Origin of the sequence: Woodsholea maritima DSM 17123, assembly GCF_000382325.1 — a bacterium.
GTDB lineage: Bacteria > Pseudomonadota > Alphaproteobacteria > Caulobacterales > Maricaulaceae > Woodsholea > Woodsholea maritima.
In genome coordinates this window covers 807,771-827,884 of record NZ_KB908056.1, presented here as the reverse complement: position 1 = coordinate 827,884, position 20,114 = coordinate 807,771, and the positions used below count along the sequence as shown (strand labels likewise).

At 57.5% G+C, this 20,114-nt stretch carries 22 protein-coding genes; 9 read left to right on the top strand and 13 right to left on the bottom strand.

What is annotated here, in order from left to right; all coding sequences use genetic code 11:
* Positions 1–177: 177 nt before the first annotated feature.
* Together H151_RS0103870 and H151_RS0103865 are read left to right on the top strand one after the other, a co-directional pair.
* Positions 178–1,566 carry an ActS/PrrB/RegB family redox-sensitive histidine kinase gene (locus tag H151_RS0103870; protein ID WP_019960322.1) on the top strand — a complete coding sequence of 463 codons (1,389 nt, stop codon included), beginning with the start codon at positions 178–180 and terminating at the stop codon, positions 1,564–1,566.
* A gap of 145 nt (positions 1,567–1,711) precedes the next feature.
* Entirely contained in the window at positions 1,712–2,221 is a 510-nt protein-coding gene (locus H151_RS0103865; RefSeq protein WP_051088953.1) for an ActR/PrrA/RegA family redox response regulator transcription factor, read from the top strand.
* A gap of 3 nt (positions 2,222–2,224) precedes the next feature.
* Here H151_RS0103865 and H151_RS0103860 read toward each other — a convergent pair whose 3' ends face one another.
* The 4 genes from H151_RS0103860 to H151_RS0103845 all read right to left on the bottom strand — a co-directional run bounded on the left by H151_RS0103860 (position 2,225) and on the right by H151_RS0103845 (position 4,655).
* On the bottom strand, positions 2,225–2,719 hold the full coding sequence (locus H151_RS0103860) for an MmcB family DNA repair protein (RefSeq protein ID WP_019960320.1): 495 nt from the start codon (positions 2,717–2,719) through the stop codon (positions 2,225–2,227).
* A gap of 146 nt (positions 2,720–2,865) precedes the next feature.
* Entirely contained in the window at positions 2,866–3,357 is a 492-nt protein-coding gene (locus H151_RS0103855) for a hypothetical protein (protein WP_019960319.1), read from the bottom strand.
* 99 nt (positions 3,358–3,456) lie between these two features.
* Positions 3,457–4,161 carry an NAD-dependent deacylase gene (locus H151_RS0103850; protein ID WP_019960318.1) on the bottom strand — a complete coding sequence of 235 codons (705 nt, stop codon included), beginning with the start codon at positions 4,159–4,161 and terminating at the stop codon, positions 3,457–3,459.
* 23 nt (positions 4,162–4,184) lie between these two features.
* Positions 4,185–4,655 (bottom strand): low molecular weight protein-tyrosine-phosphatase, encoded by a 471-nt coding sequence (locus H151_RS0103845; protein WP_026353807.1) that lies wholly within the window; start codon positions 4,653–4,655, stop codon positions 4,185–4,187.
* Between the two features lie 250 nt (positions 4,656–4,905).
* Between H151_RS0103845 and H151_RS0103840 the strand changes: the two genes are divergently transcribed.
* Both H151_RS0103840 and rarD read left to right on the top strand, forming a co-directional pair.
* On the top strand, positions 4,906–5,931 hold the full coding sequence (locus H151_RS0103840) for an aspartate-semialdehyde dehydrogenase (protein WP_019960316.1): 1,026 nt from the start codon (positions 4,906–4,908) through the stop codon (positions 5,929–5,931).
* Between the two features lie 96 nt (positions 5,932–6,027).
* Positions 6,028–7,056 carry an EamA family transporter RarD gene (rarD, locus tag H151_RS0103835; RefSeq protein ID WP_019960315.1) on the top strand — a complete coding sequence of 343 codons (1,029 nt, stop codon included), beginning with the start codon at positions 6,028–6,030 and terminating at the stop codon, positions 7,054–7,056.
* A 44-nt stretch (positions 7,057–7,100) separates the two neighbouring features.
* On the opposite strand, the gene H151_RS0103830 is transcribed toward rarD, so the two are convergent.
* Together H151_RS0103830 and H151_RS17300 are read right to left on the bottom strand one after the other, a co-directional pair.
* Positions 7,101–8,249: a serine hydrolase domain-containing protein gene (locus tag H151_RS0103830; protein ID WP_019960314.1), complete on the bottom strand. Its 1,149-nt coding sequence runs from the start codon at positions 8,247–8,249 to the stop codon at positions 7,101–7,103.
* Positions 8,250–8,300: 51 nt separating this feature from the next.
* Positions 8,301–9,860 carry a PfkB family carbohydrate kinase gene (locus tag H151_RS17300; protein WP_019960313.1) on the bottom strand — a complete coding sequence of 520 codons (1,560 nt, stop codon included), beginning with the start codon at positions 9,858–9,860 and terminating at the stop codon, positions 8,301–8,303.
* A 25-nt stretch (positions 9,861–9,885) separates the two neighbouring features.
* On the opposite strand from H151_RS17300, the gene H151_RS0103815 reads away from it, so the two are divergent.
* From H151_RS0103815 to H151_RS0103805, 3 genes are all read left to right on the top strand, one after another.
* The gene (locus tag H151_RS0103815) at positions 9,886–10,749 is read left to right on the top strand and encodes an HpcH/HpaI aldolase/citrate lyase family protein (RefSeq protein ID WP_019960312.1); all 864 of its coding nucleotides are present in this window, start codon (positions 9,886–9,888) and stop codon (positions 10,747–10,749) included.
* 18 nt (positions 10,750–10,767) lie between these two features.
* Entirely contained in the window at positions 10,768–11,121 is a 354-nt protein-coding gene (gene arsC / locus H151_RS0103810; protein WP_019960311.1) for an arsenate reductase (glutaredoxin), read from the top strand.
* Positions 11,122–11,394: 273 nt separating this feature from the next.
* Complete coding sequence (locus H151_RS0103805) at positions 11,395–11,961, top strand: MarR family winged helix-turn-helix transcriptional regulator (RefSeq protein WP_019960310.1); 567 nt, start codon at positions 11,395–11,397, stop codon at positions 11,959–11,961.
* Between the two features lie 29 nt (positions 11,962–11,990).
* Here H151_RS0103805 and H151_RS0103800 read toward each other — a convergent pair whose 3' ends face one another.
* From H151_RS0103800 to ccmA, 6 genes are all read right to left on the bottom strand, one after another.
* Positions 11,991–12,521 (bottom strand): DsbE family thiol:disulfide interchange protein, encoded by a 531-nt coding sequence (locus H151_RS0103800; protein ID WP_019960309.1) that lies wholly within the window; start codon positions 12,519–12,521, stop codon positions 11,991–11,993.
* Positions 12,518–12,679 (bottom strand): heme exporter protein CcmD, encoded by a 162-nt coding sequence (ccmD, locus tag H151_RS17295; RefSeq protein WP_019960308.1) that lies wholly within the window; start codon positions 12,677–12,679, stop codon positions 12,518–12,520. Before ccmD ends, H151_RS0103800 begins: the two co-directional genes overlap by 4 nt.
* On the bottom strand, positions 12,676–13,410 hold the full coding sequence (locus H151_RS0103790) for a heme ABC transporter permease (protein ID WP_019960307.1): 735 nt from the start codon (positions 13,408–13,410) through the stop codon (positions 12,676–12,678). Before H151_RS0103790 ends, ccmD begins: the two co-directional genes overlap by 4 nt.
* A 72-nt stretch (positions 13,411–13,482) precedes the next feature.
* Positions 13,483–14,307, bottom strand: a complete 825-nt coding sequence (locus H151_RS16835) for a DUF3298 and DUF4163 domain-containing protein (protein WP_019960306.1) — start codon at positions 14,305–14,307, stop codon at positions 13,483–13,485.
* An 87-nt stretch (positions 14,308–14,394) separates the two neighbouring features.
* On the bottom strand, positions 14,395–15,069 hold the full coding sequence (locus tag H151_RS0103780; RefSeq protein ID WP_019960305.1) for a heme exporter protein CcmB: 675 nt from the start codon (positions 15,067–15,069) through the stop codon (positions 14,395–14,397).
* Positions 15,066–15,731, bottom strand: coding sequence for a heme ABC exporter ATP-binding protein CcmA (gene ccmA, locus H151_RS15400; RefSeq protein WP_083918440.1), 666 nt, complete (start codon positions 15,729–15,731; stop codon positions 15,066–15,068). The genes H151_RS0103780 and ccmA overlap by 4 nt, the downstream gene beginning before the upstream one ends.
* Before the next feature lie 308 nt (positions 15,732–16,039).
* On the opposite strand from ccmA, the gene acnA reads away from it, so the two are divergent.
* Positions 16,040–18,721 (top strand): aconitate hydratase AcnA, encoded by a 2,682-nt coding sequence (gene acnA, locus H151_RS0103770; protein WP_019960303.1) that lies wholly within the window; start codon positions 16,040–16,042, stop codon positions 18,719–18,721.
* A 145-nt stretch (positions 18,722–18,866) separates the two neighbouring features.
* Positions 18,867–19,721 (top strand): DUF1223 domain-containing protein, encoded by an 855-nt coding sequence (locus H151_RS15395; protein WP_019960302.1) that lies wholly within the window; start codon positions 18,867–18,869, stop codon positions 19,719–19,721.
* Here H151_RS15395 and H151_RS0103760 read toward each other — a convergent pair.
* Positions 19,718–20,098: a VOC family protein gene (locus tag H151_RS0103760; RefSeq protein ID WP_019960301.1), complete on the bottom strand. Its 381-nt coding sequence runs from the start codon at positions 20,096–20,098 to the stop codon at positions 19,718–19,720. The two genes, H151_RS15395 and H151_RS0103760, sit on opposite strands and share 4 nt — an antisense overlap.
* Positions 20,099–20,114 lie beyond the last annotated feature (16 nt).

Here is a 20,114-nt window from a genome sequence, read left to right as displayed (position 1 = left end):
TTTTTTAAGGATCATGGTGCGACGCACAAGCCAAGTGTGCAAGTCACGATTTACGTGAGGCCCGCGTCGATACGCCCGATTGACATGGGATGGACAAAGGGCATCGATAGGTCTCGACAACATGGCTATAGTCCAGTCTGCTTTGCGGCTTTGGTAAAGTGAAAAAGTACTTTTGTTATGACCCCTTTAGACTTTGATCTTGATACGCCTGCGAATGATGGTTTGCTGACGCCGCTCTTCGGACGCGTACGATTGCGCACCCTGATTTTATTGCGCTGGTTGGCTGTGACCGGACAAACTTTGACGGTTTTATTGGTCCATTATGGCCTGGGCTTTGATTTGCCGCTGGGGGCGTGTCTGGGCGTTATCGCGGCGAGTGCCTGGCTTAATGCCTGGCTCGCCCTGGCTCAACCGACCCAACGCTTTGCCAAAGACTGGGAAGCTTTTGGCCAGCTGACCTATGATATGCTGCAATTAACCGCCCTGCTGGCCCTGACCGGGGGCATGACCAATCCATTTTCGGTGATGTTGGTGGCCCCGGTGGTGATCGCGGTGGCCGCTTTACCCTTACAATACTGGATTGCGCTGGCCTCCATTGCGGCTTTGGGCTCTTTGGCGATGGCGCGCTTTCATTTGCCTTTACCCTGGGGTGATGGCCAGGCTTTGGTGTTTCCCCTGCCCTATGTGGTGGGGATGTGGATTGCGCTGGTGATCGCCATCGCCTTTACCGCGATCTATGCCTGGCTGGTCGGGCGTGAAGCCCAGCGTATGGGCACCGCGCTGGCCGCGACGCAGAATGTTCTGGCACGGGAACAGCGCTTGGCCGCACTGGGGGCCTTGTCCGCAGCGGCAGCGCATGAGCTGGGCACCCCCTTGGCGACGATCCAGTTGACGGCCAAGGAAATGGCGATCATGGCCAAAGATGAAGAGATGAAAGAGGATGCCCAACTTTTGGTCTCTCAGGCCCAGCGCTGCCGCGATATTCTAAAGCGCCTGTCTGAAAGCCATGAAACCACGGATAAAATGCATGCGCGCCTGGGTCTTCGTGAAGCGATGGAAGAGGCGGCAGCGCCGCTTCGCGGCTTAGGCCCGCATATCGCCTTGATGATTGAGCCCAATCATAATGAACCTGATCACCCAATGCTGAAGCGTAAGGTGGAACTGATCTATGCCATGGGTAATTTCATCGAAAACGCGGTGGATTTTGCCAAAACGCAAGTCAGCGTCATCGCCCGATGGGATCAAGACAGTATTGCCTTTACGATTAAGGATGATGGCCCAGGCTTTCCTCCCGATATTCTGGCCAAAATCGGCGAGCCCTATGTCACTACGCGCCGTCACGAGCCGGGCTATGGCGGAATGGGATTGGGCGTTTTTATTGCGATCACCTTGGCCGAGCGGCTGCACGGCAAGGTCTATTTTGACAATGCCCGCGATACCGGCGGGGCGGAGATTACCATCCGCTTGCCGCGAAAAGAGCTAGAGGCTGATCCCTATTATGACGCTGCAATCGGCCCGCAGCCCGCGACCGATCTGCCCCCGCTTTATGAAGACGCGGCGCAATGACGCAGATTAAGCCCGATAACAGGTCGGGCTCTTTTGAACTTGCAAATAAGTCCTATAACTAGGTGATCAAAAAATCACGCACCACGAGGAGTTTGCGTTCGTGAGCGATTTTTCAAACTTAAATCTGCCCGCCGATAAAACCTTGATGGTTTTGGATGATGATGCCCCTTTCCGCACCCGGCTGAGCCGGGCCATGGCCCATCGTGGGTTTGAGGTGACGGCCGTGGGCAGTGTCAGCGAAGCGATGGACATCGCCAAGAACACTCCGCCAGCCTTTGCTGTGGTGGATTTGCGCTTGGAAGACGGCGATGGCTTGGATGTGGTGAAGGCGCTGCACACTCATCGTGCTGATTGCCGCGCGGTGATGCTGACCGGCTATGGCAATATCGCCACGGCCGTGGCGGCGGTCAAATCTGGCGCGGTGGATTATCTGGCCAAGCCCGCCGATGCTGATGACATTATTAAGGCGCTGTTGGCTTTACCCGATGAAAAACCTGAACCGCCAGAAAATCCCATGTCCGCGGATCGGGTGCGCTGGGAGCATATTCAGCGCGTGTTTGAATTGTGCGAGCATAATGTCTCTGAGACGGCACGTCGGTTGAACATGCACCGGCGGACCTTGCAGCGCATTCTGGCCAAGCGCGCGCCGCGCTAAGCCTTAATCCTCGCGCTCTTCAACCCGCATCGCGCGATCGGCGGCGGTGCGGGCAAAGCGCAAGGTGACGGCCTTGCGCCGGGCGGCGGCAATTTTTTCAATCGCGCTTTCACGCACAATCGCCGCGCCAAAGCCATCGGCGATGATCAGGCCGGCCGTGTCGGGAATGATGTCCGCGGGAAAGCGCGTCGAGACGCAGAAATAAAATTTATCGCAAAAATCTTTATAGTCCGGCCATTTAGAGTCGGCGCGAAAATCGGCGATCCCCGATTTGACTTCAATGATGGTAATCTCGCCCTTGGGGCCGATGGCGCATAAATCCGCGCGGCGATTGTTTTTCAGCTTGAATTCGGGAATGGCGCTATAGCCCAGCTGATACAGCAGGCGATGGGCCCCGCGCATCAAAGCCTCAGCATCATCAATCAAGGGATTGCTGACACTGGCAAGGCTTGCCGGATCGCCATCATGGCGCGCATGGGAGGGTTGAGTATCCGTCATGCGCCCATTATGTTCACTTTTTGTTTTATGGCAAGGGGTGTCTCGCGCTTACCTGTCATCCCCGACTTGATCGGGGATCTATTGAGGTTCGGGGCGGGTTTAATGGATCCCGGATCGCTCTATTGCGTGTCCGCAATGCAATGACATCAAGCCTTCGCTGCCGGGGCAAATAAAGCCGCGAAGCGTGTGACAAAGTCGATGAATTCTTTGCGCCGGAAGACACCGAGCAGCACAATGGCAAAGATCCAATTCATACAGGCGACCATGAATAAGCCGCCGCCATCCTGATTGGGATCAATCCCTAATGGGGTGAAGAGGTGGAAGGAAATCGCCCCCGTCATCACCAAAAGCCCCGCGAGAGCGCCCATGGCTTGCAAACGATGTAGACGCGGTAAGATCCCGATGAGCAACAGGGCAGAGGCCAACAGCTCAACGCCCCCAATGACATATTGCGAGAACAATCCGGTCTGCGCGAACAGGCCCGGTGCGCCCAGGCTAGCCGCCCAGCCATCTAACAGGCCGAAAATGGTTTGGGTTTCGGGTTGATTGGTGAATTTGAACCGCAGGGAGTCCAAAAATACCACCGACATTAAAACGGCCATGATATGGGGCACAAAGGAGAGAACGCGTTTTAACATGGGGCCTCTATGGGTCAGGGTTTCATGAAGTCTATACGCGATTTTGCTAAGGGATGGCGATCACAAATCGGGCGCGTCGCTTCACGCCTGTGTTAGGGCTTAGGCACGGGATTTCAGATAGGTCTCGACAAAGTGGGGCACGACCTCACTGGCCGGGCCATAAATCGCCTCATCGAAGAGGACGCTGATCTCACCGGGTTCTAAGCACAGCTCAACCGTGTGGGCCCCGGCGGCTTTGGCGTCTTGGACAAAGCCTGCGGCGGGATAAACCGTGCCCGATGTGCCGATGGCCACAAAGAGCGTGCAGCTTTCCAGCGCGCGATAAATCCGCTCCATCTCCAGCGGCATCTCCCCAAACCAGACCACATGGGGGCGTGGGCCAGAGCGTATCTGGCAGCGCGGACAGGTGCTTTCGATGCTTAAATCCTCGCGCCAGTCATAGACATGGTGGCAGGCGCTGCAGCGCGCTTTAAACAGCTCGCCATGCATGGGGATCAGGTTTTTCGATCCGGCGCGCAGGTGTAGATCATCAATATTTTGCGTAACCAGCAGGAACTCGCCCTCATGGGCGGCTTCCCATTGGGCCAGGGCCTGGTGCGCGCCATGCGGTTCCGCCTTCAAAAGGCCTCTACGGCGGGCGTTATAAAAGTCATGAACGGCGATCGGGTCTTCGCCATAGCCTTCGGGGCTGGCGAGCTTGCGCCAGTCAAATTTCGCCCAGGCACCATCCTTATCGCGAAAGGTGCCCAGCCCGGATTCTGCAGAAATCCCAGCCCCGGTTAAAATCACGATATTCTCAGCCATAGGCCCTCCCGTTGGGGGAAGGCTTAGATGCGCCGTAACAGGCCGTCCACCCCTTTTTCGATCAAATCGAGCGCCTTTTCAAAATCATCCGGTCCGCCATAATAGGGATCAGGCACGTCTTGCCCGGCCATGCCCACCGACCAATCCAAGAGGATGGACATCGGCTTTTCCCCCAGCCCGCGCGAGGTGCGCGCCTGGCGCATCCAGCGCCGGTGACCTTCATCCATGCCGACCAGATAGTCAAAACGGGTAAAATCTTCATCCGTGATGGCGCGCGCGCGTTGGCGTGAAATGTCAATCCCGCGCGCCTTGGCGGCGGCGATGGCGCGCGGATCAGGCGCTTCGCCTTCATGCCAGGCCCCGGTCGCGGCCGAGTCTAAAATGACATCTTTGCCCAGATCTTCGGCGCGCTTTTGACAGACGCCCTGGGCTAAAGGAGAGCGACAGATATTGCCGGTGCAGATAAACAGGATGGAAACAGGCTTACGGCTCATAGTCGCGACCTCTTTGTTCGCGTTTTTAAGGACTTGACCCAAAACAGGATCACGCATCGGTGTCATGCGAATCCCAAGCCAATTCGCTGCATACATATAATGAAAACGCAGTTAAGGTTAAGGCTCTCCTTAACTCAGAGCCATTTACCCCTAGGATTCTGCCAAACCCCGGGGACTTGCAGCGCACAAGCGTTGTCGCGCTTATATGAGCGGTCTAGGGTGCAGGCGCATGAAGCGTTGGAGGTTTCCCATGGGTTTAAAAGTTGCGGTTTTTGGTGCTACAGGCGCGGTAGGCAAGGAAATGTTGACCATTTTGGCCGAGCGCATGTTCCCCGCTGAGACAGTCTATGCACTGGCGACCCGTAAATCTGTGGGCCGCGAAGTGTCATATGGGGACAAAACCTTGAAGGTTAAAGATGTTGAGACCTTTGATTATTCCAGCGTTGATCTGGTGTTGATGAGCGCGGGCGGTGAGCCTTCGAAAGTGTGGGCGCCGAAAATTGCGGCCGCGGGCGCGATTGTTATCGACAATTCCTCGGCCTGGCGCATGGACCCGGACGTCCCGCTGGTGGTGCCTGAAGTCAACCCCGAAACGGTGGATGGCGTGAAGAAGAAAAACATCATCGCAAACCCCAATTGTTCAACCATTCAGACGGTTGTGGCCCTGAAACCCATCCACGATCGCGCCAAGATCAAGCGCGCTTCGGTTGCGACCTATCAATCGGTGTCTGGCGGTGGGCAAGAGGCGATGGATGAGCTGTGGACCCAGACCCGCGCTATTTATGTCAATGACCCGATCGAGCCGAGCGTCTTTCCCAAGCAGATCGCCTTCAATGTCATTCCCAAGATTGATGACTTTATGGAAGACGGATCAACCAAGGAAGAATGGAAGATGACGGTGGAGACCAAGAAAATCTTGGATCCCTCGATCAAGCTGTTTGCGACCTGCGCGCGCGTTCCGGTGTTTGTCGGCCATTGCGTGGCGGCCCATCTGGAGCTGGAAGAGGCCTTGGAGCCGGATGAAGCGCGCAATCTGCTGCGTGAGGCCCCGGGCCTGATGCTGATCGACCGCGCCGATGATGATGATCCGGCCTTTGTCACGCCGGTTGAAAGCGTGGGCGAATTTGCCACCTTTGTCAGCCGGGTTCGCAATGATCCCACGGTTGAAAACGGTCTGGCGATGTGGATCGTCTCAGACAATCTGCGTAAAGGCGCGGCGCTCAACGCCGTTCAAATCGCTGAGACTTTGCTGAACCGGGGACATCTTCGCGCCTAGTCGCGCCCCTAGACCCAATCCATAGACGACCGGCGGGGGGCTGGCCGATCTCTGATCAAGACACCGCGAAGCCATTTTCGCGGTGAGGAGAAGAGTATGCGCGAGCACGACTTACCCCATGACCCGCTCCAGCCGGGCGAAACACCGCTCGACAGCGGGGCGCAACACAGCGTTGGTGAGGCCAAGACGGTGCCCGCGCCCGATATCAGCGCGGCGATCCGTGATCGGATGGACCCCTTAAAGGCGGGCTTGATTGCCTTTACCGCCTATGTGATCTGGGGTCTGTCCACGATCTTTTATAAATTCCTGGCCTTTGCCGACCCGTCAGAGATCGTGCTTCATCGGGCGGTCTGGTCGGTGCCGACCCTGGCGGTAATCTTACTCGCCGCGTCAAAATGGAAAGAGGCGCTGGGCGTTTTGGCCGATCGGCGCGCGCTGTTGATCCTGGCCGCGACCAGCGTGTTGATTGCCGCGAATTGGTGGACGTTTATTTTTGCCATCAATGCGGGGAAGATTTTGTCGGTATCCTTGGGCTATTTCATCAATCCCTTGATGAATGTGGCCGTGGGGGTGTTCATCGCGCATGAGCGCTTTGGCAAGATGCGTCTGTTGGCCGTTAGCCTGGCCGGATTAGGCGTGATCAATCAGGTGATTGCAGTGGGTCAGATCCCGGTGATCGGGCTGTTCCTGGCGGCGAGTTTCACCCTGTATGGTTATATCCGTAAAACCATTAAAATGGATGGCCGGGTGGGTCAGTTCTGGGAAACTGTGATCATTGCCATCCCGTCCATCCTCTATCTGGGCTATGAGTTTAGCCAAGGCCATGGGCATTTTTTCGAAGGACCGCGCCAGGCGATCTTGTTGATGCTGGCCGGGCCGATGACGGTTGCGCCGCTGCTTCTGTTCATTATTGGCGCGCGCGGGGTCAGCTTTGCCACCCTGGGGGTTTTGCAATTCGTCGCCCCCACCCTGCAATTCATAACCGGGCTTGCCTATGGTGAGGCCTTCAGCTGGAGCTATGCCATCACCTTTGCCCTGATTTGGCTGGGCTTGGGGGTCTTCGTGTGGGATTTGGTGCTTTATGCGCGCAAGATGAAGCGATCATCCTCGGCGGATAAAGTGTAAGGATATTGGCCCTAGCTTTCAGCCAGGGCCAATTTTTTCATTCTTTATACACACCCATAGGCGGCATTGATGAGGGCTATGGCGCGTTCATCGCCGACCAGCACATCCATTTGCCGGTTCATGACATAAGCACCCGACAGGCCCTGCACCGGGTCAGCAAATCCGCATGAGCCGCCAAAGCCGTAATGGCCGACGGTTTGGGGTTCGGGGCCGTAATGGCCGCTGTTCCGGTTGAGCATCACCCCGGCGGCGAAAGCGAGATCGAAGGGCAGGACCTTATCCTCCCCGCTCACGCGCACTTTTAAAGCTTCAGCGAGGGTGGCCTCTGAGATCAAGCGTTCATCACGTAAGAGGCCGCCGCGGGCGAACACGCTCATCAGCTCGGCTATGGCGCGCGCCGTGCCATGGCCATTGGCGGCGGGTAGCTCAGCCGAGCGCCAGGCCGCCGCGCCGCGTCGACCGGGGCTGGAATAAGGTTTTAAGAAGGCGGCTTCTCTATACGGATTGATCTTGCCCAGGAAGGGCGGCTTGGGCGGTAGCATGTGTTCGGCCGCGCGTTCATGCTGATCCTCTGGCACGCCGACCAGGAAATCAATATCGCGTGGCCCGGCAAGCTCTTCTTTCAATAAGGCACCGATGGTGCGCCCTTTGGGATCGGTCCGGCGCACGATGGCATCGGCCAAAACCCCAAAACTGACCGGGTGATAGCCTGATCCTTCACCGCCTGACCCTTTACTCAGTGGCCATAGCGGGGCCTGGGCAGCGAAATAGCTTTCAATAAACTCCCGGTCGAACCATTGGCTGGGCTCCATCGGTGTGGCGGGGCCTGAGAGACCGGCCTGGTGGGACAGGGCCTGAGCGATCGTAATGGCGTCCTTGCCGTTTTGTCCAAAGTCTGGCCAATACTCCGTCATCGGATCATCATAGGAAAAGCGACCCTGATCCACCAACCAGGCCATGACCAGCGCGGTTATCGCTTTACCGGTGGAAAAGACCGGCACGATGGTGTCTTCCAGCCAGGGCAGGGTCTTTTTGCGGTCGCGGTGACCGGCCCAAATATCAACAATGCTCTCACCATCGCGATAGAGCGCGAAGGCAGCTCCGATTTCATCGGTGCGGGCGAAATTGTCTGCGAAGGCATCGCGCACAGGCTCAAACCCGGGGGCGACGCGGCCATGGATCTCTATGCTCATAGCGCTGAGGTAACCAGCGCGCGCTAAGAAAGCAAGATGGGGATGTGTGGCTTAAGCAAAGATCGCCATGCGAAGCCCGCGCGCATCGCGGGGCGGATCATCAGGCAGGCTTAGCGCGCGCCCTTCGGCGATGCGTACCGCGGTTAAGGCACAGGCCCCCGCATCGACCAGATCATCCTTATTGGCGGTTGTGCTGGGGAAGGGGTGGGGCTCAAACACATCGCGCATCAGGCCATGACCTTCGAGGATTTTAAGCCGCTCTGCGCGGCCCTCGCGCGTTTTCTTGCTATAGGTCATGGGCTTGCCGGCCAGCAGGGTGAAGGTCAGCTCCGGGTGGACCTCATGCACGCAGCCTTCCAGGCTGGGACGCATGGCGTTATCCAGCTCGCGCAGTTTCGGGAAGAGATTATAGGCCTGTTTGGAAAGCCCCGGTCCCCCGTCCGCCTTATTGACGATCTGGGCGGCATCATAATTGGTCGCCACCAGGGCCTTGCGCGAGGGTGCGGAGAAGATCGAGGATTTGCGCGGGCCTAGCCGCATTCGGGCCAGGCGATCACATTGGCGCCCGCCAATCTCGGCCTTGGCATCAAAGCCGATGGGCATATCCACCGCAATGATATGGGGGCGTTCAGGCGCATTCAGCGCCCCTTCAAACGTGGCATAGGCCGAACGGCGCGGCTGTTCCAAACCATTGAGATCAATCAAAACCCCGACCCATCCGCCCGGCGCGCCATCCAGGCCCATCACCCAGGCCGGATGCTGGGCCCCCACCCTTTGGGCTTGCATCCGAGGCAAGCGGGTCTTCATGGCATCGCGATCAAGGATCAAGTCCGGGGCATAGCGCTCTAGGCTGAGTTTCAAGAGATGGTCCAGGCGCGCGGTGGCAATCTCTGCGCAGCGTTTGAGCGAGACCCGGTTGAGCCAATGGGTGAGCACGATGGCCGCGAAGGCATCGCCGGTGCCATTGGGGGCCCCCGCGAGCAAATCGGTCTGGATTAGGAAATCGCTGCCCTCAGCATGGATCAGAACGCCCAGCTGATCATTGCCACTGGGCACCGGGATGGAGGTCGCGATACAAGGCTTTCCTAGCTCAGCGGCGGCCTTGGCCCCATCAAAGGGGGATGCGATGGCGCGCCCGGTCAACCAGGCCAGCTCATAGGCATTGGGTGTGATCAGATCGGCGCGCTTGATCAGCTCGCGGCTGATCGCTTCGGCGACCTCGGCTTTGACATAATGGCCTGACGCTTGCCCATTCGCTGGACCATCGCCAATGATGGGATCGACCAGGACTTTGACGGCGGGGTTTAGGCTTTTGGCTTCATCTATCAGGCGTGCGGCGGCCATGACCTGGGCGGTGCTGGCGAAATATCCGGTAAAGATCGCATCGCATTCATGGCTCCAACCTTCGGCGCGTATTCCTTCGATCAGGCCCAGGAAAGTCTCATCACTGACGGCCCCGCCGCCGGGTATTCCACGACCGGGATGACGGCCAAACAAAACCGTGGGACAAAAGATCGTTCCAATCCCGGCTTGGTGAAGCAGGGTTTGCGTGACATGCCCGCCGATACGTGATCCTGCGACATGGGAAGTGAGAAGGATGGCGTTCTGCATAAACTCTGATATAGGCCGTAACGCGATGACGAATGAAGAGCAAAAATGTCACAAGGCCCATCGAAGTGCGCTTTATGTGCCCGGCGATAAGCCGCGCGCGCTGGAAAAGGCCCCAAATCTGGGCGCAGACCTTCTGATCCTGGATCTTGAAGATGCGGTTGGCCCAGGACAAAAGGCGCCCGCGCGCGAAAATGCCCGCATTGCCGCTGCCAGTTGGCGGGCCTCGTCCTCTCAGACATTGCTTCGGGTCAATGCCCCCGACACGGCTGAGTTTGAAGCTGATATAGCCCTGGCCGCAGAGCTGGGCTTTGACGGCATCGCCCTTCCCAAGGTTGAAAGCGTGTTAGCGCTTCAAGAGGCGCATGCGGATTTAAATACGCTGGGATGCTCGGGGCCCTTATGGGCGGTGATTGAAACGCCTTTGGGTATCGTCAATCTGAAAGAGATTTGCGAGATCGCGGGGGATGTTGATCTGATCGGATTGATCGCGGGTACCAATGATCTGTGTGCGGGGCTGGATTGTCTGTGTGATGGCGATCGCGGTCCTATCGTGGCGCATTTACAGGCCCTTGTCCTTCATGCGCGCGCTTTCGGCCTGATCGCCCTGGATGGGGTTTATAATAATTTCCGCGATCAGGCGGGCTTGATCGCCCAAACCCAAGAAGGCTTGCGTTTGGGCTTTGAGGGGAAAACCTTGATCCATCCCGATCAGATCGCGGGGGTACACGCGGCACTACGCCCGGATGCGGCGGCGCTGGAGGCGGCCCGCGCTCTGGTCACGGCCTTTGAAGATCCGGCAAACGTAGGCAAGGGGGCCATCTCCCATCAAGGCCGCATGGTCGAAGCCATGCATTATCATCAAGCGCTGCGCCTGATCGCGCGCGCCTAAGACGGGAAAGGCTCATTCATGGCGACTGAGATTTGGCATAATCCACGCTGTTCGAAATCGCGCGAAACCTTGGCGCTTTTACGCCAGCACGCCATTGAGCCTAAAGTGCGCCTCTATATGGAGGAAAAGGCCAGCGTGGAGGATATCCGTACGGTTTTAGGCCAGCTGGGCTTTGAAGATGCGCGCCAGCTGATGCGCACCAAAGAAGCCGCCTATAAAGATCTAGGCTTGGGCGAGGTAAGCGATCAAGACGCCTTGATCCAGGCTATGCACGATGAGCCTAAATTGATTGAACGCCCTATCGTGATCCATCGCGCGCGCGCCATGCTGGGCCGTCCGCCCGAGCGCGTTTTGGTGCTGTTCAACAGCTAGGCTGGCGGGGTTGGTCTTCATGCCCTCGAATTGCTCCGTGCCTGTGTGTAATCATGGAGTGGCATGGCGCACTGGGTTTATGAATTATTCCCTTGTAGATAGTATTTTATGAGTAATATTCACCTGCCCTCCGATTTGTTTTGATATTACAATATCTCAGTTCATTGTGCGCATGCTCAATCCTCTCCGTATTCAGAACGATTTTTCATTGTATTCTGAAGAAATATCGCTAATATGCATCCATGATACGGAGTAAACAACGAGGCGAAAGCGATGAGTGAAGAGCTGGTATTCGATCTTTCCCTTTCACCGGGGCATTTGCTCCACCGCGCACAGCAATTTGCCGCTGACCGGTTTTCAGATGCCACCGGCGGGGTGACCATTACCCAACGCCAGTTTGCGGTGCTCAGTGCCGTGGCCGCGCAAGAGGGCCTGACCCAGACCCAATTGGTGCAAGCGACCGGCATTGATCGTTCGACCTTGGCTGAATTGGTGACGCGCATGGCCTCGAAAGGGTTGTTGCTGCGAGAGCGCGCGCCGGGCGATGCCCGCGCCAATGCGGTGCGTCTGACGGACGAAGGATCTGCTTTGCTGGCCAATGCGCGCGCTGGGGCGATTGCCGCCGATGAGGCGATCTTAACGGCGCTGCCCAAGAACAAGCGCGCCAATTTCGTGGAGGCTCTGACCCGCATTGCCCGCGCGATGGAGCTGGATGAAGGCGAATTGAAAGTCGAAGCCAAAAAGGCCAAGGCCGCCATCAAAGCCGTCACCGATGAAGATGAGGGCGAAGGCAAGAAGAAAAAAGATAAGAAAAAGAAGAAAGATAAGAAAAAGGGCTGATCCCAGCCCTTTTTCATCCGTCTTTGATTTTATTCCCCGCGCTCGGCCGCGCGATAGGGCGGGGCCAGGAAATCATTCCAGACATTGCGGGTGATGGCCCCGCGCCAGCGTGCGCGCACGATCCCGTTTTGATCAATCACCCAGGTTTCTGGCGCGCCCGTGACGCCCAGTTCCAGCGCGGCGCGTCCTTCAGGATCGGCAGCCAAGGCGGTGAAGGGATTACCCAGCTCGGTTAAGAAGGCACCCGCAGTTTCGGGTTTATCCTTATAGATAATGCCATAGATGGGGATGCCCGCGTCATTCAGCTCGCTTAGCATGGGGTGCTCAATCCGGCAGGGCGCACACCAAGATGCCCAGATATTGAGAAGATAAGGCCCCTCAATCGTGGCCGGGTCAAAGATTTGCCCACCCGGTAGCGCCTCTAAAGGCAGGCTGGGCAGGGGATGGCCGATCAACGGATCTTGGCCCACATCCTCGCGCGGGTTGTTCAGCGCAAGGGCAAAAACCACGATCAGGATCAGGACAGAGGCAATCGGGGCCCATAGTAAAACGCGGCTCATAATCCCTCGATCTCGGCTTGAAGGTCAGCCAGATGCGCCTTGGCCTTGGCGTGACGTAGCATGCTGAGAAGGATCAGCGCGCCAGTGACCCCGGCGGTTAGGCCATAAGAGGCCCAGACGAAAACCCCATAGCCATCCATGGCGAGCCAGGTGCTCATAGATTTACTCCTTGGGCTTCCAGACGGCGCTCCAAGCTGGCGGCGCGTTTTTCCACGATCACCGTGCGCATGCGCATCAAGGTGAGGGTGAGATAGAGGAAGGTGAAGGCCAGCGCCATGATCAGAAGCGGCCAAAGCTGGCTGGCATCAATAGTCGGCCCATCGAAGCGAAAGACGCTGGCGGCTTGATGCAAGGAATTCCACCAATCGACAGAGAATTTAATGATGGGCAGATTGACCAGCCCGGCCATGGCGAGGATTGCGGCCGAGCGTGCCGCCAGCTTCTCATCTTCGATGGCCCCGCGCAGCGCCATATAACCCAGATACAGCAGGAACAGCACCAGCATGGAGGTCAGGCGCGCATCCCACACCCACCAGGCCCCCCACATTGGCTTACCCCACAGAGATCCGGTGACCAGGCAGAGAAAGGCAAAGGCGGCCCCAAGCGGTGCGATGGCCTGGGCGGCGACATCAGCGACATTGTGGCGCCAGACGAAATAGACAAAGCTGGATGCGCCAAGGCCGGCATAGGCGAACATGGCCAGCCAGGCGGCGGGCACATGGACATACATGATACGCACGCTTTCGCTTTGCTGATAATCGGGCGGTGAAAAGATCAACGCCCAAGGTAGGCCAATGGCGAAGAGAAGAAAGCTCACGCCCGCACATATCGGCAGAGCCCGGCGCGCCAGATGATCAAAACGATCAGGATTTGCAAAATAAGACCACATAAGGCGGTGATATACCGGCGTGGGGTTGGGGTGCAAGCGTCCATGCGCCGCACCCCCTTGTACGCTTAGATCCTAGGGGGCGGTGTTGCGGGGCTCACTTGCGGGTTCGCCGCCAAAGCGGGCCTGCCAGGCGGGGGTCAAAAAGTCGTGAAAGACGCTTTGGGGGATTTGCGCCTGATACATGCCTTCCGCGTAGGAGCCGACGACATAAGGACCAAAGACAAAGGTGATGGCCCCGATCTTCTGGGGATCATCCCGCGCCGGGGTCAGAACGAAGCTCCAATCGGTCAGATGCTCGCTGTTCAGATCGCGGGTCCAGAACGGATCGCGCGCAATCGCTTCATCGCCATTGCGCTCTAACCGTGCGGCGATGATGGCCTCATAGACGGCCTTAGCGAGGGTCAGACGGGCCGGGGATTGCTCGCTCAAATCAGTAAACAGCGCGTCCAAGCCGATAAACGCCCCCGCCGCTTTCGACCATAGCCGACCTGATAGGGCGGGATTGGGATGAGCCCCGCCGGTGAATGTATAATGATGGACGTTGAGCGAGATGAAATCGCGATCCATCCAGCTCACCTCATAAGTGGCCCCATATTCCCACGTCATAAAGGGATAGTCGGGATCGTTTTCGGCAAGGCTGGTTTGAGCTTGCTCGGCTTCGGCCAGGAATTGCCCGACGGCGCGGGTTTCGTGATCGTTGAGATAGGCATGAAGCCCGGGGAAGTGCGCGGAAAGATCAGGAAAATGCGCTTCGCCCTGACCGGCATCATTACGCTGCGAAATTTCTATCTGATCCAAGTTTGGCGTGGCGGGGGGTGAGGTTGCCTCTGGCGCAGCGGCTTCGCATGCGCCAAGTGCCAACAGGCCAAGAGACAAAAGCGCAGTGCGCATCATCATTAGAGCGTAATCCTTGTTCTCGGGCAGGCGCGATTGAGCGCCATCTCAAAGCCCGCTTGGTGCATAACCATGGCGATTTTGAGGAGATTAGTCGAGGCGCGCTTTGAGCGCGGCTGCGATCCCGGCGGGGCTTAAGACCAACAGCATCAGACTGACCGCCAAGGTCAAAAGCAGGTTGGCATCGGCGCGCCCGGTGGCGTTGAGCGCTTCGCGCCCGGCCCCAGCCGCAAAGATGAGCAGCGGGGTTTGCAATGGCGCGGCGATCAGGGCGATCAACAGCCCGGAGCGTTTGATCCCAGCCGCCAACGCCCCGGCAAAGGCGGTGATCATGGCAAGGCCGGGAATGGCAAGGCTTAATCCGAAGGCCAATGTCGCCGCCGCTTCAAAGGGAAGTCCATAGGCAAGCCCGCCAATCAGGGCGATCATCGGGGCGGGCCAAAAGACGGCGAAGGCAAAGGCCAAGGTCTTGACCAGGCTGATGAGGGTGAGGCTCTGTCCACACAACGCATAAAGATCGAGCGTGCCATCACCGACATCATCGCCAAACAAACGCTCAGCCGGTTGTAAGGTCGATAGCAGGAGTGAGAAGGCGACAATACCCGGACCGGCCTGGCTTAAGAGCTCTGGTGAGGGCCCCATGGCGAGGGGTGCCAGCGCGAGCGCGGCGAGATTGAAGGCGGCTGGCCCCGCGGCCCCGCCCCCGCCCGCCCAGGCGAGCTTGGCTTCACGTTTGAAGAGCGCCCAAAGCGCCACAAAGGTCATGCGCGGATCCCCTCTGCCTGCAGTGGGACGAGATCGAGGCTCTGAGCCTGGGTCCAGCCCAGATCGACATGGGTGGCGGCGATGACAATACCGCCTTGATCGCGATGGCCTTGGCACAGATCGGCCAGCAGCGCGCGCCCGGCCGTATCCAGCGGGGCGGCAGGTTCATCCAGGATCCAGATCGGTCGATGGCTGATCATCACCCGCGCTAAAGCCACGCGGCGTTTTTGCCCCGCAGACAAACGCGCACAGGGCCGCCGGGATAAGCGCTCCATCCCTACCTGTTTCAAAACGAGACGCGCAGGGATGTCCGGCGCGCCATGTAAAGTCCGCCAAAAGGTCAGGGCTTCGGCGACAGTTTCTGTCGCTTTCAGGCCATCGGCATGGCTGAGATAGGCCACCGCATCTTCATGGGATTGGGCCTGGGGTTTGGCGTTATGTGCTGCGTCTTCGCGCAGGCTTGCGCGTTGATAATGCACTTCACCGCTCTGGGCTGCTAAAAGTCCGGCCAGTGTTCGTAATAAACTGGTTTTACCCACCCCATTGGGCCCGGTCAGCAACAGAGCGCTACCCGGTTCAAGGCTAAGCGTAAGATCACGCATCAAGACCCGACCGGCACGGGCCACGCAAAGCGCCTTAAGAATAAGGGAAGTCTCAAACATGACGGGGCCGGGCTCGGGCATTGGAAAACACCCTTTTAGGCATAAAGTCTCATTTCGTGCAAATGGCAGACTGACGCGGGGGGTGTCAGCGTTGAATGGACTGTAAAAGCCCCCGAATATGGGATAAATAGTGCTTCACACGCAGATAAGTCTGTCAGACGCATTGCAGGCGCGAAGTCTCGGCGCTACAACGCGGGTCAGACCCTTCTTTCTGGACCCGTTTTGACGGCCACCCCTCAGGCTGTGAAGACCTTCCGTCCGTTTCGCCTGACCCAGCTGGGTTCAGGCTCTATCGCAAAAGGAACCTCATGATGGCTTCTCTTGATAGTTTTAAGTCACGCCGCGAACTGAATGTCGATGGCGAGACCTATGTCTATTTCGACCTGAACGCAGCCGAGGCCAATGGCCTGGAAGGCGTCTCCAAGCTGCCTTACACGCTGAAAGTGCTTTTGGAAAACCTGCTGCGCCACGAAGATGGCAAAACTGTCACGAAGGCCGATATTGAGGCGATTGCCGCCTGGACCAAGACCGGCAAATCCGAGCACGAAATCGCTTACCGTCCCGCGCGCGTCTTGATGCAGGATTTCACCGGCGTTCCGGCCGTGGTTGACCTGGCCGCGATGCGCGATGCGACGGCGAAGCTGGGCGGCGATCCAAAGTCGATCAACCCGCTGGTCCCCGTTGATTTGGTCATCGACCACTCTGTGATGGTGGATTATTTCGGCAGTGAAGACAGCTTCCAGAAAAATGTTGAGCGTGAATATGAGCGCAATGCTGAGCGCTATAAATTCCTACGCTGGGGGGCGGGTGCCTTTGATAATTTCCGCGCGGTTCCTCCTGGAACCGGGATCTGCCACCAGGTGAATTTGGAATATCTGGCCCAAACCGTTTGGACCAAAGATGAAGACGGCGTCACCTACGCTTATCCTGATACGCTGGTAGGGACTGACAGCCACACCACCATGGTCAATGGCCTGGCCGTTCTGGGCTGGGGTGTGGGCGGTATCGAAGCCGAGGCGGCCATGTTGGGTCAGCCGGTCTCGATGCTGATCCCAGAGGTGATCGGGTTTAAACTGACTGGAAGAATGCCCGAAGGCGCGACCGCGACCGATCTGGTTCTGCGCGTGGTTGAGATGCTGCGTAAAAAAGGCGTTGTCGGCAAATTTGTCGAGTTTTACGGCGCAGGCATTGACAGCCTGTCTTTGGAAGATGCGGCGACTATCGCCAATATGGCACCGGAATATGGTGCGACCTGTGGCTTCTTCCCGGTCGATAACGAGGCGCTGGAATATTTGAAAGCCACGGGCCGTGATCCTAAGCGCGTGGCGCTGGTCGAAGCCTATGCCAAGGCTCAAGGCATGTTCCGCCCGGACCGTACCGATACGCCGGTTTATACCGACACGCTGGAGCTGGACATGGCCACGGTTGTGCCTGCGCTGGCCGGTCCGAAGCGTCCGCAAGACCGCGTGATCCTGACTGAAGCCGCTGATGCGTTCGCCGATGCCTTGAACAGCGAGTTCAAGAAAATGGAAGAGGCGGCCAAGCGCGTTCAGGTTGAGGGTGAAGACTACACCATAGGTCATGGGGATGTGGTGATCGCCGCGATCACCTCTTGCACCAATACCTCTAACCCGTCCGTGATGCTGGGTGCGGGCCTGTTGGCGCGTAATGCCGTCAAGCGTGGCCTCACTGTGAAGCCTTGGGTGAAAACCTCTCTGGCGCCGGGCTCTCAGGTCGTGACCGATTATCTCGCCAAGGCGGGGCTGCAGGATGATCTCGATAAGCTGGGCTTCAACCTGGTGGGCTATGGCTGTACGACCTGTATCGGTAACTCCGGGCCATTGCCAGAAAAGATCTCAAAAGCGATCCATGAAGGCGATCTGGTGGCAACTTCGGTCCTGTCTGGTAACCGCAATTTTGAAGGCCGTGTCAGCCAGGATGTGCGTGCGAACTATCTGGCCTCACCGCCATTGGTTGTCGCTTACGCGATTGCGGGCTCAATGAATGTTGACATTACGCGCGATCCGATCGGTTATGATGATGAGAATGAGCCGGTTTACCTCAAAGACATTTGGCCATCTTCTGGCGAGATTGCTGAAGTGGTGCGCCAGGCCGTTACCCCGCAAATGTTTGCCGAGCGTTATGCCGATGTCTTCAAAGGCGATGCGCATTGGCAGAATATCGAGACCTCGACGGGTCTCACCTATGATTGGCCAAGCTCAACCTATATCGCGAACCCGCCTTTCTTCGCAGGTATGTCCACCGATGTTACCGCACCAGCCTCCGTCGAAGGTGCGCGGATCCTGGGTCTGTTTGGCGATTCTATCACCACGGACCACATCTCTCCGGCCGGTTCGATCAAAGCCAACAGCCCTGCGGGTAAATATCTGCAAGAGCATGGTGTGCCACCGTTGGAGTTCAACTCCTATGGCGCGCGCCGCGGTAATCATGATGTCATGATGCGCGGCACCTTTGCCAATATCCGCATCAAGAACCAAATGGTTCCAGGCGTTGAAGGCGGTGTAACCAAGCATCAGCCCGATGGCGAAGAGATGTTCATCTATGATGCGGCCATGAAATACCAGGCAGAAGGCACACCTTTGGTGGTCTTCGGCGGTAAAGAATACGGTACCGGGTCTTCACGGGACTGGGCCGCAAAGGGCACGCGCCTGTTGGGTGTGAAAGCTGTGATCACCGAGAGCTTTGAGCGGATCCACCGTTCAAACCTGATCGGGATGGGGGTTCTGCCTGCGGTCTTCCAAAATGGGGAAAGCTGGGCGAGCCTGGGTCTTACCGGGTCTGAAACTGTCACCCTTAAAGGCATTGAAGACCTGACCCCACGCTGTGAGCTGGATCTGGAGATCACTTTCGCTGACGGCTCTGTGAAAACCACCAAGCTTTTGGCCCGTATCGATACCGAGAATGAGCTGGAATATTACAAAAATGGCGGCATTCTGCATTATGTTCTGCGTCAACGCGCCAGCGCATAAGCGCCATTTTTCGTAAGACTTTTTGCAAAAGCCCTTGGCGTCATCGCCAGGGGCTTTATGTTGTATGCATAAAGTGACCCGTGCAGAAGGGTTTATAACGCGTGTGTGATTCGGCATTCTCACGCCCTTGGGTTAGTTTGGCCACATGATGATAATCGGACTTCTTGCCCTCAGCCTGTTTGCCCAGCCTCTCTGGGACGATGCCAGCCCGATTCCCGCTGGGTTGATGACGCACATCCCTGTGACCAGCGGTGTCGAAGCCAGCTCCCCACCGCCGCGTTCGCATACCGACCCTTCTAATGATCATGATCATGATCATGATGATTGCTTGGTCGAAAGCGCGATGAAGGAATGGCATCCCCATCCGGTGGTGGTGGAGCTGTTCACCTCGCAAGGCTGTCCGATGTGTCCCGATGCCAATGCGTTCTTGGGGACTTTGTCAGACCGTCCCGACATTATCGCCATCGCCTATGGGGTCGATTATTGGGATATGTATGGCTGGGAGGATGAGTTTTCCGTCCCTGATTTTGTCGCACGCCAGCATGATTATGTGGAACGCGGCGAGGCGATGCGCGTCTTCACTCCGCATTTTGTCGTCAATGGCGATCCCCATAAGCTGAAATTCAAGCCCAGCGAAATCCTCGATTTCATTGACCATCAAGAGCCTTTGAGCGCCGAAGCGCACATTCATTCAGGCCATGAGGGCTATGAATTGATATTGTCCGGACCGCGCCTTTCTCAACCGGCCGAAGTGTGGATGGTGACCTATGAAGAGAGCGAGCAATGGCGCGCCATCGGGGGCGGGGCCAATGCCGGGCGGTCCACACCGCATTTCAATATGGCGCGTAGCCTTATCCAAATTGGATCCTGGGATGGCGGCGAAGATGAATTCGCTTTGCCCGAATTTCCTCAGGATGGTCATATACGCGGGGCAATTTTAGTCCAGGCCGAACGCGGCGGACGCATTCTGGCGGCCGCACTCTTTCCTGCACGCCCTTAAGTCTCATCCCCGACTTCCCAAGGCGGATCGAGGCGGTTGATCCCGGCATGGTAGAGCTTGATCAGATGACCGTCTGGATCTTCTAGCTTGGCTTCGCGCCATAGCCAACTTTCATCACGCGGGCCATAGGCGAAATGAAAGCCCGCTTCTTCCAACGCGCCAACGACACGATCAACATCCTCGCATTCGAAATAGATCACCGCGCCGGGATGAAGGGGCTGATCGGTCAGGCTGAGTGATAAGGTTGTGTCGCCTTCAGGGGCCAGAAAGCGGCAATAATGATCGGTTTTGACGATCAGGCGGCACCCCAAGGCGCTGTAGAAGGCGCGCGAACGATCCATGTCGCTGACGGGCAAGGTGATTTGATTAAGACGCATGATCAGGACGCTTCCC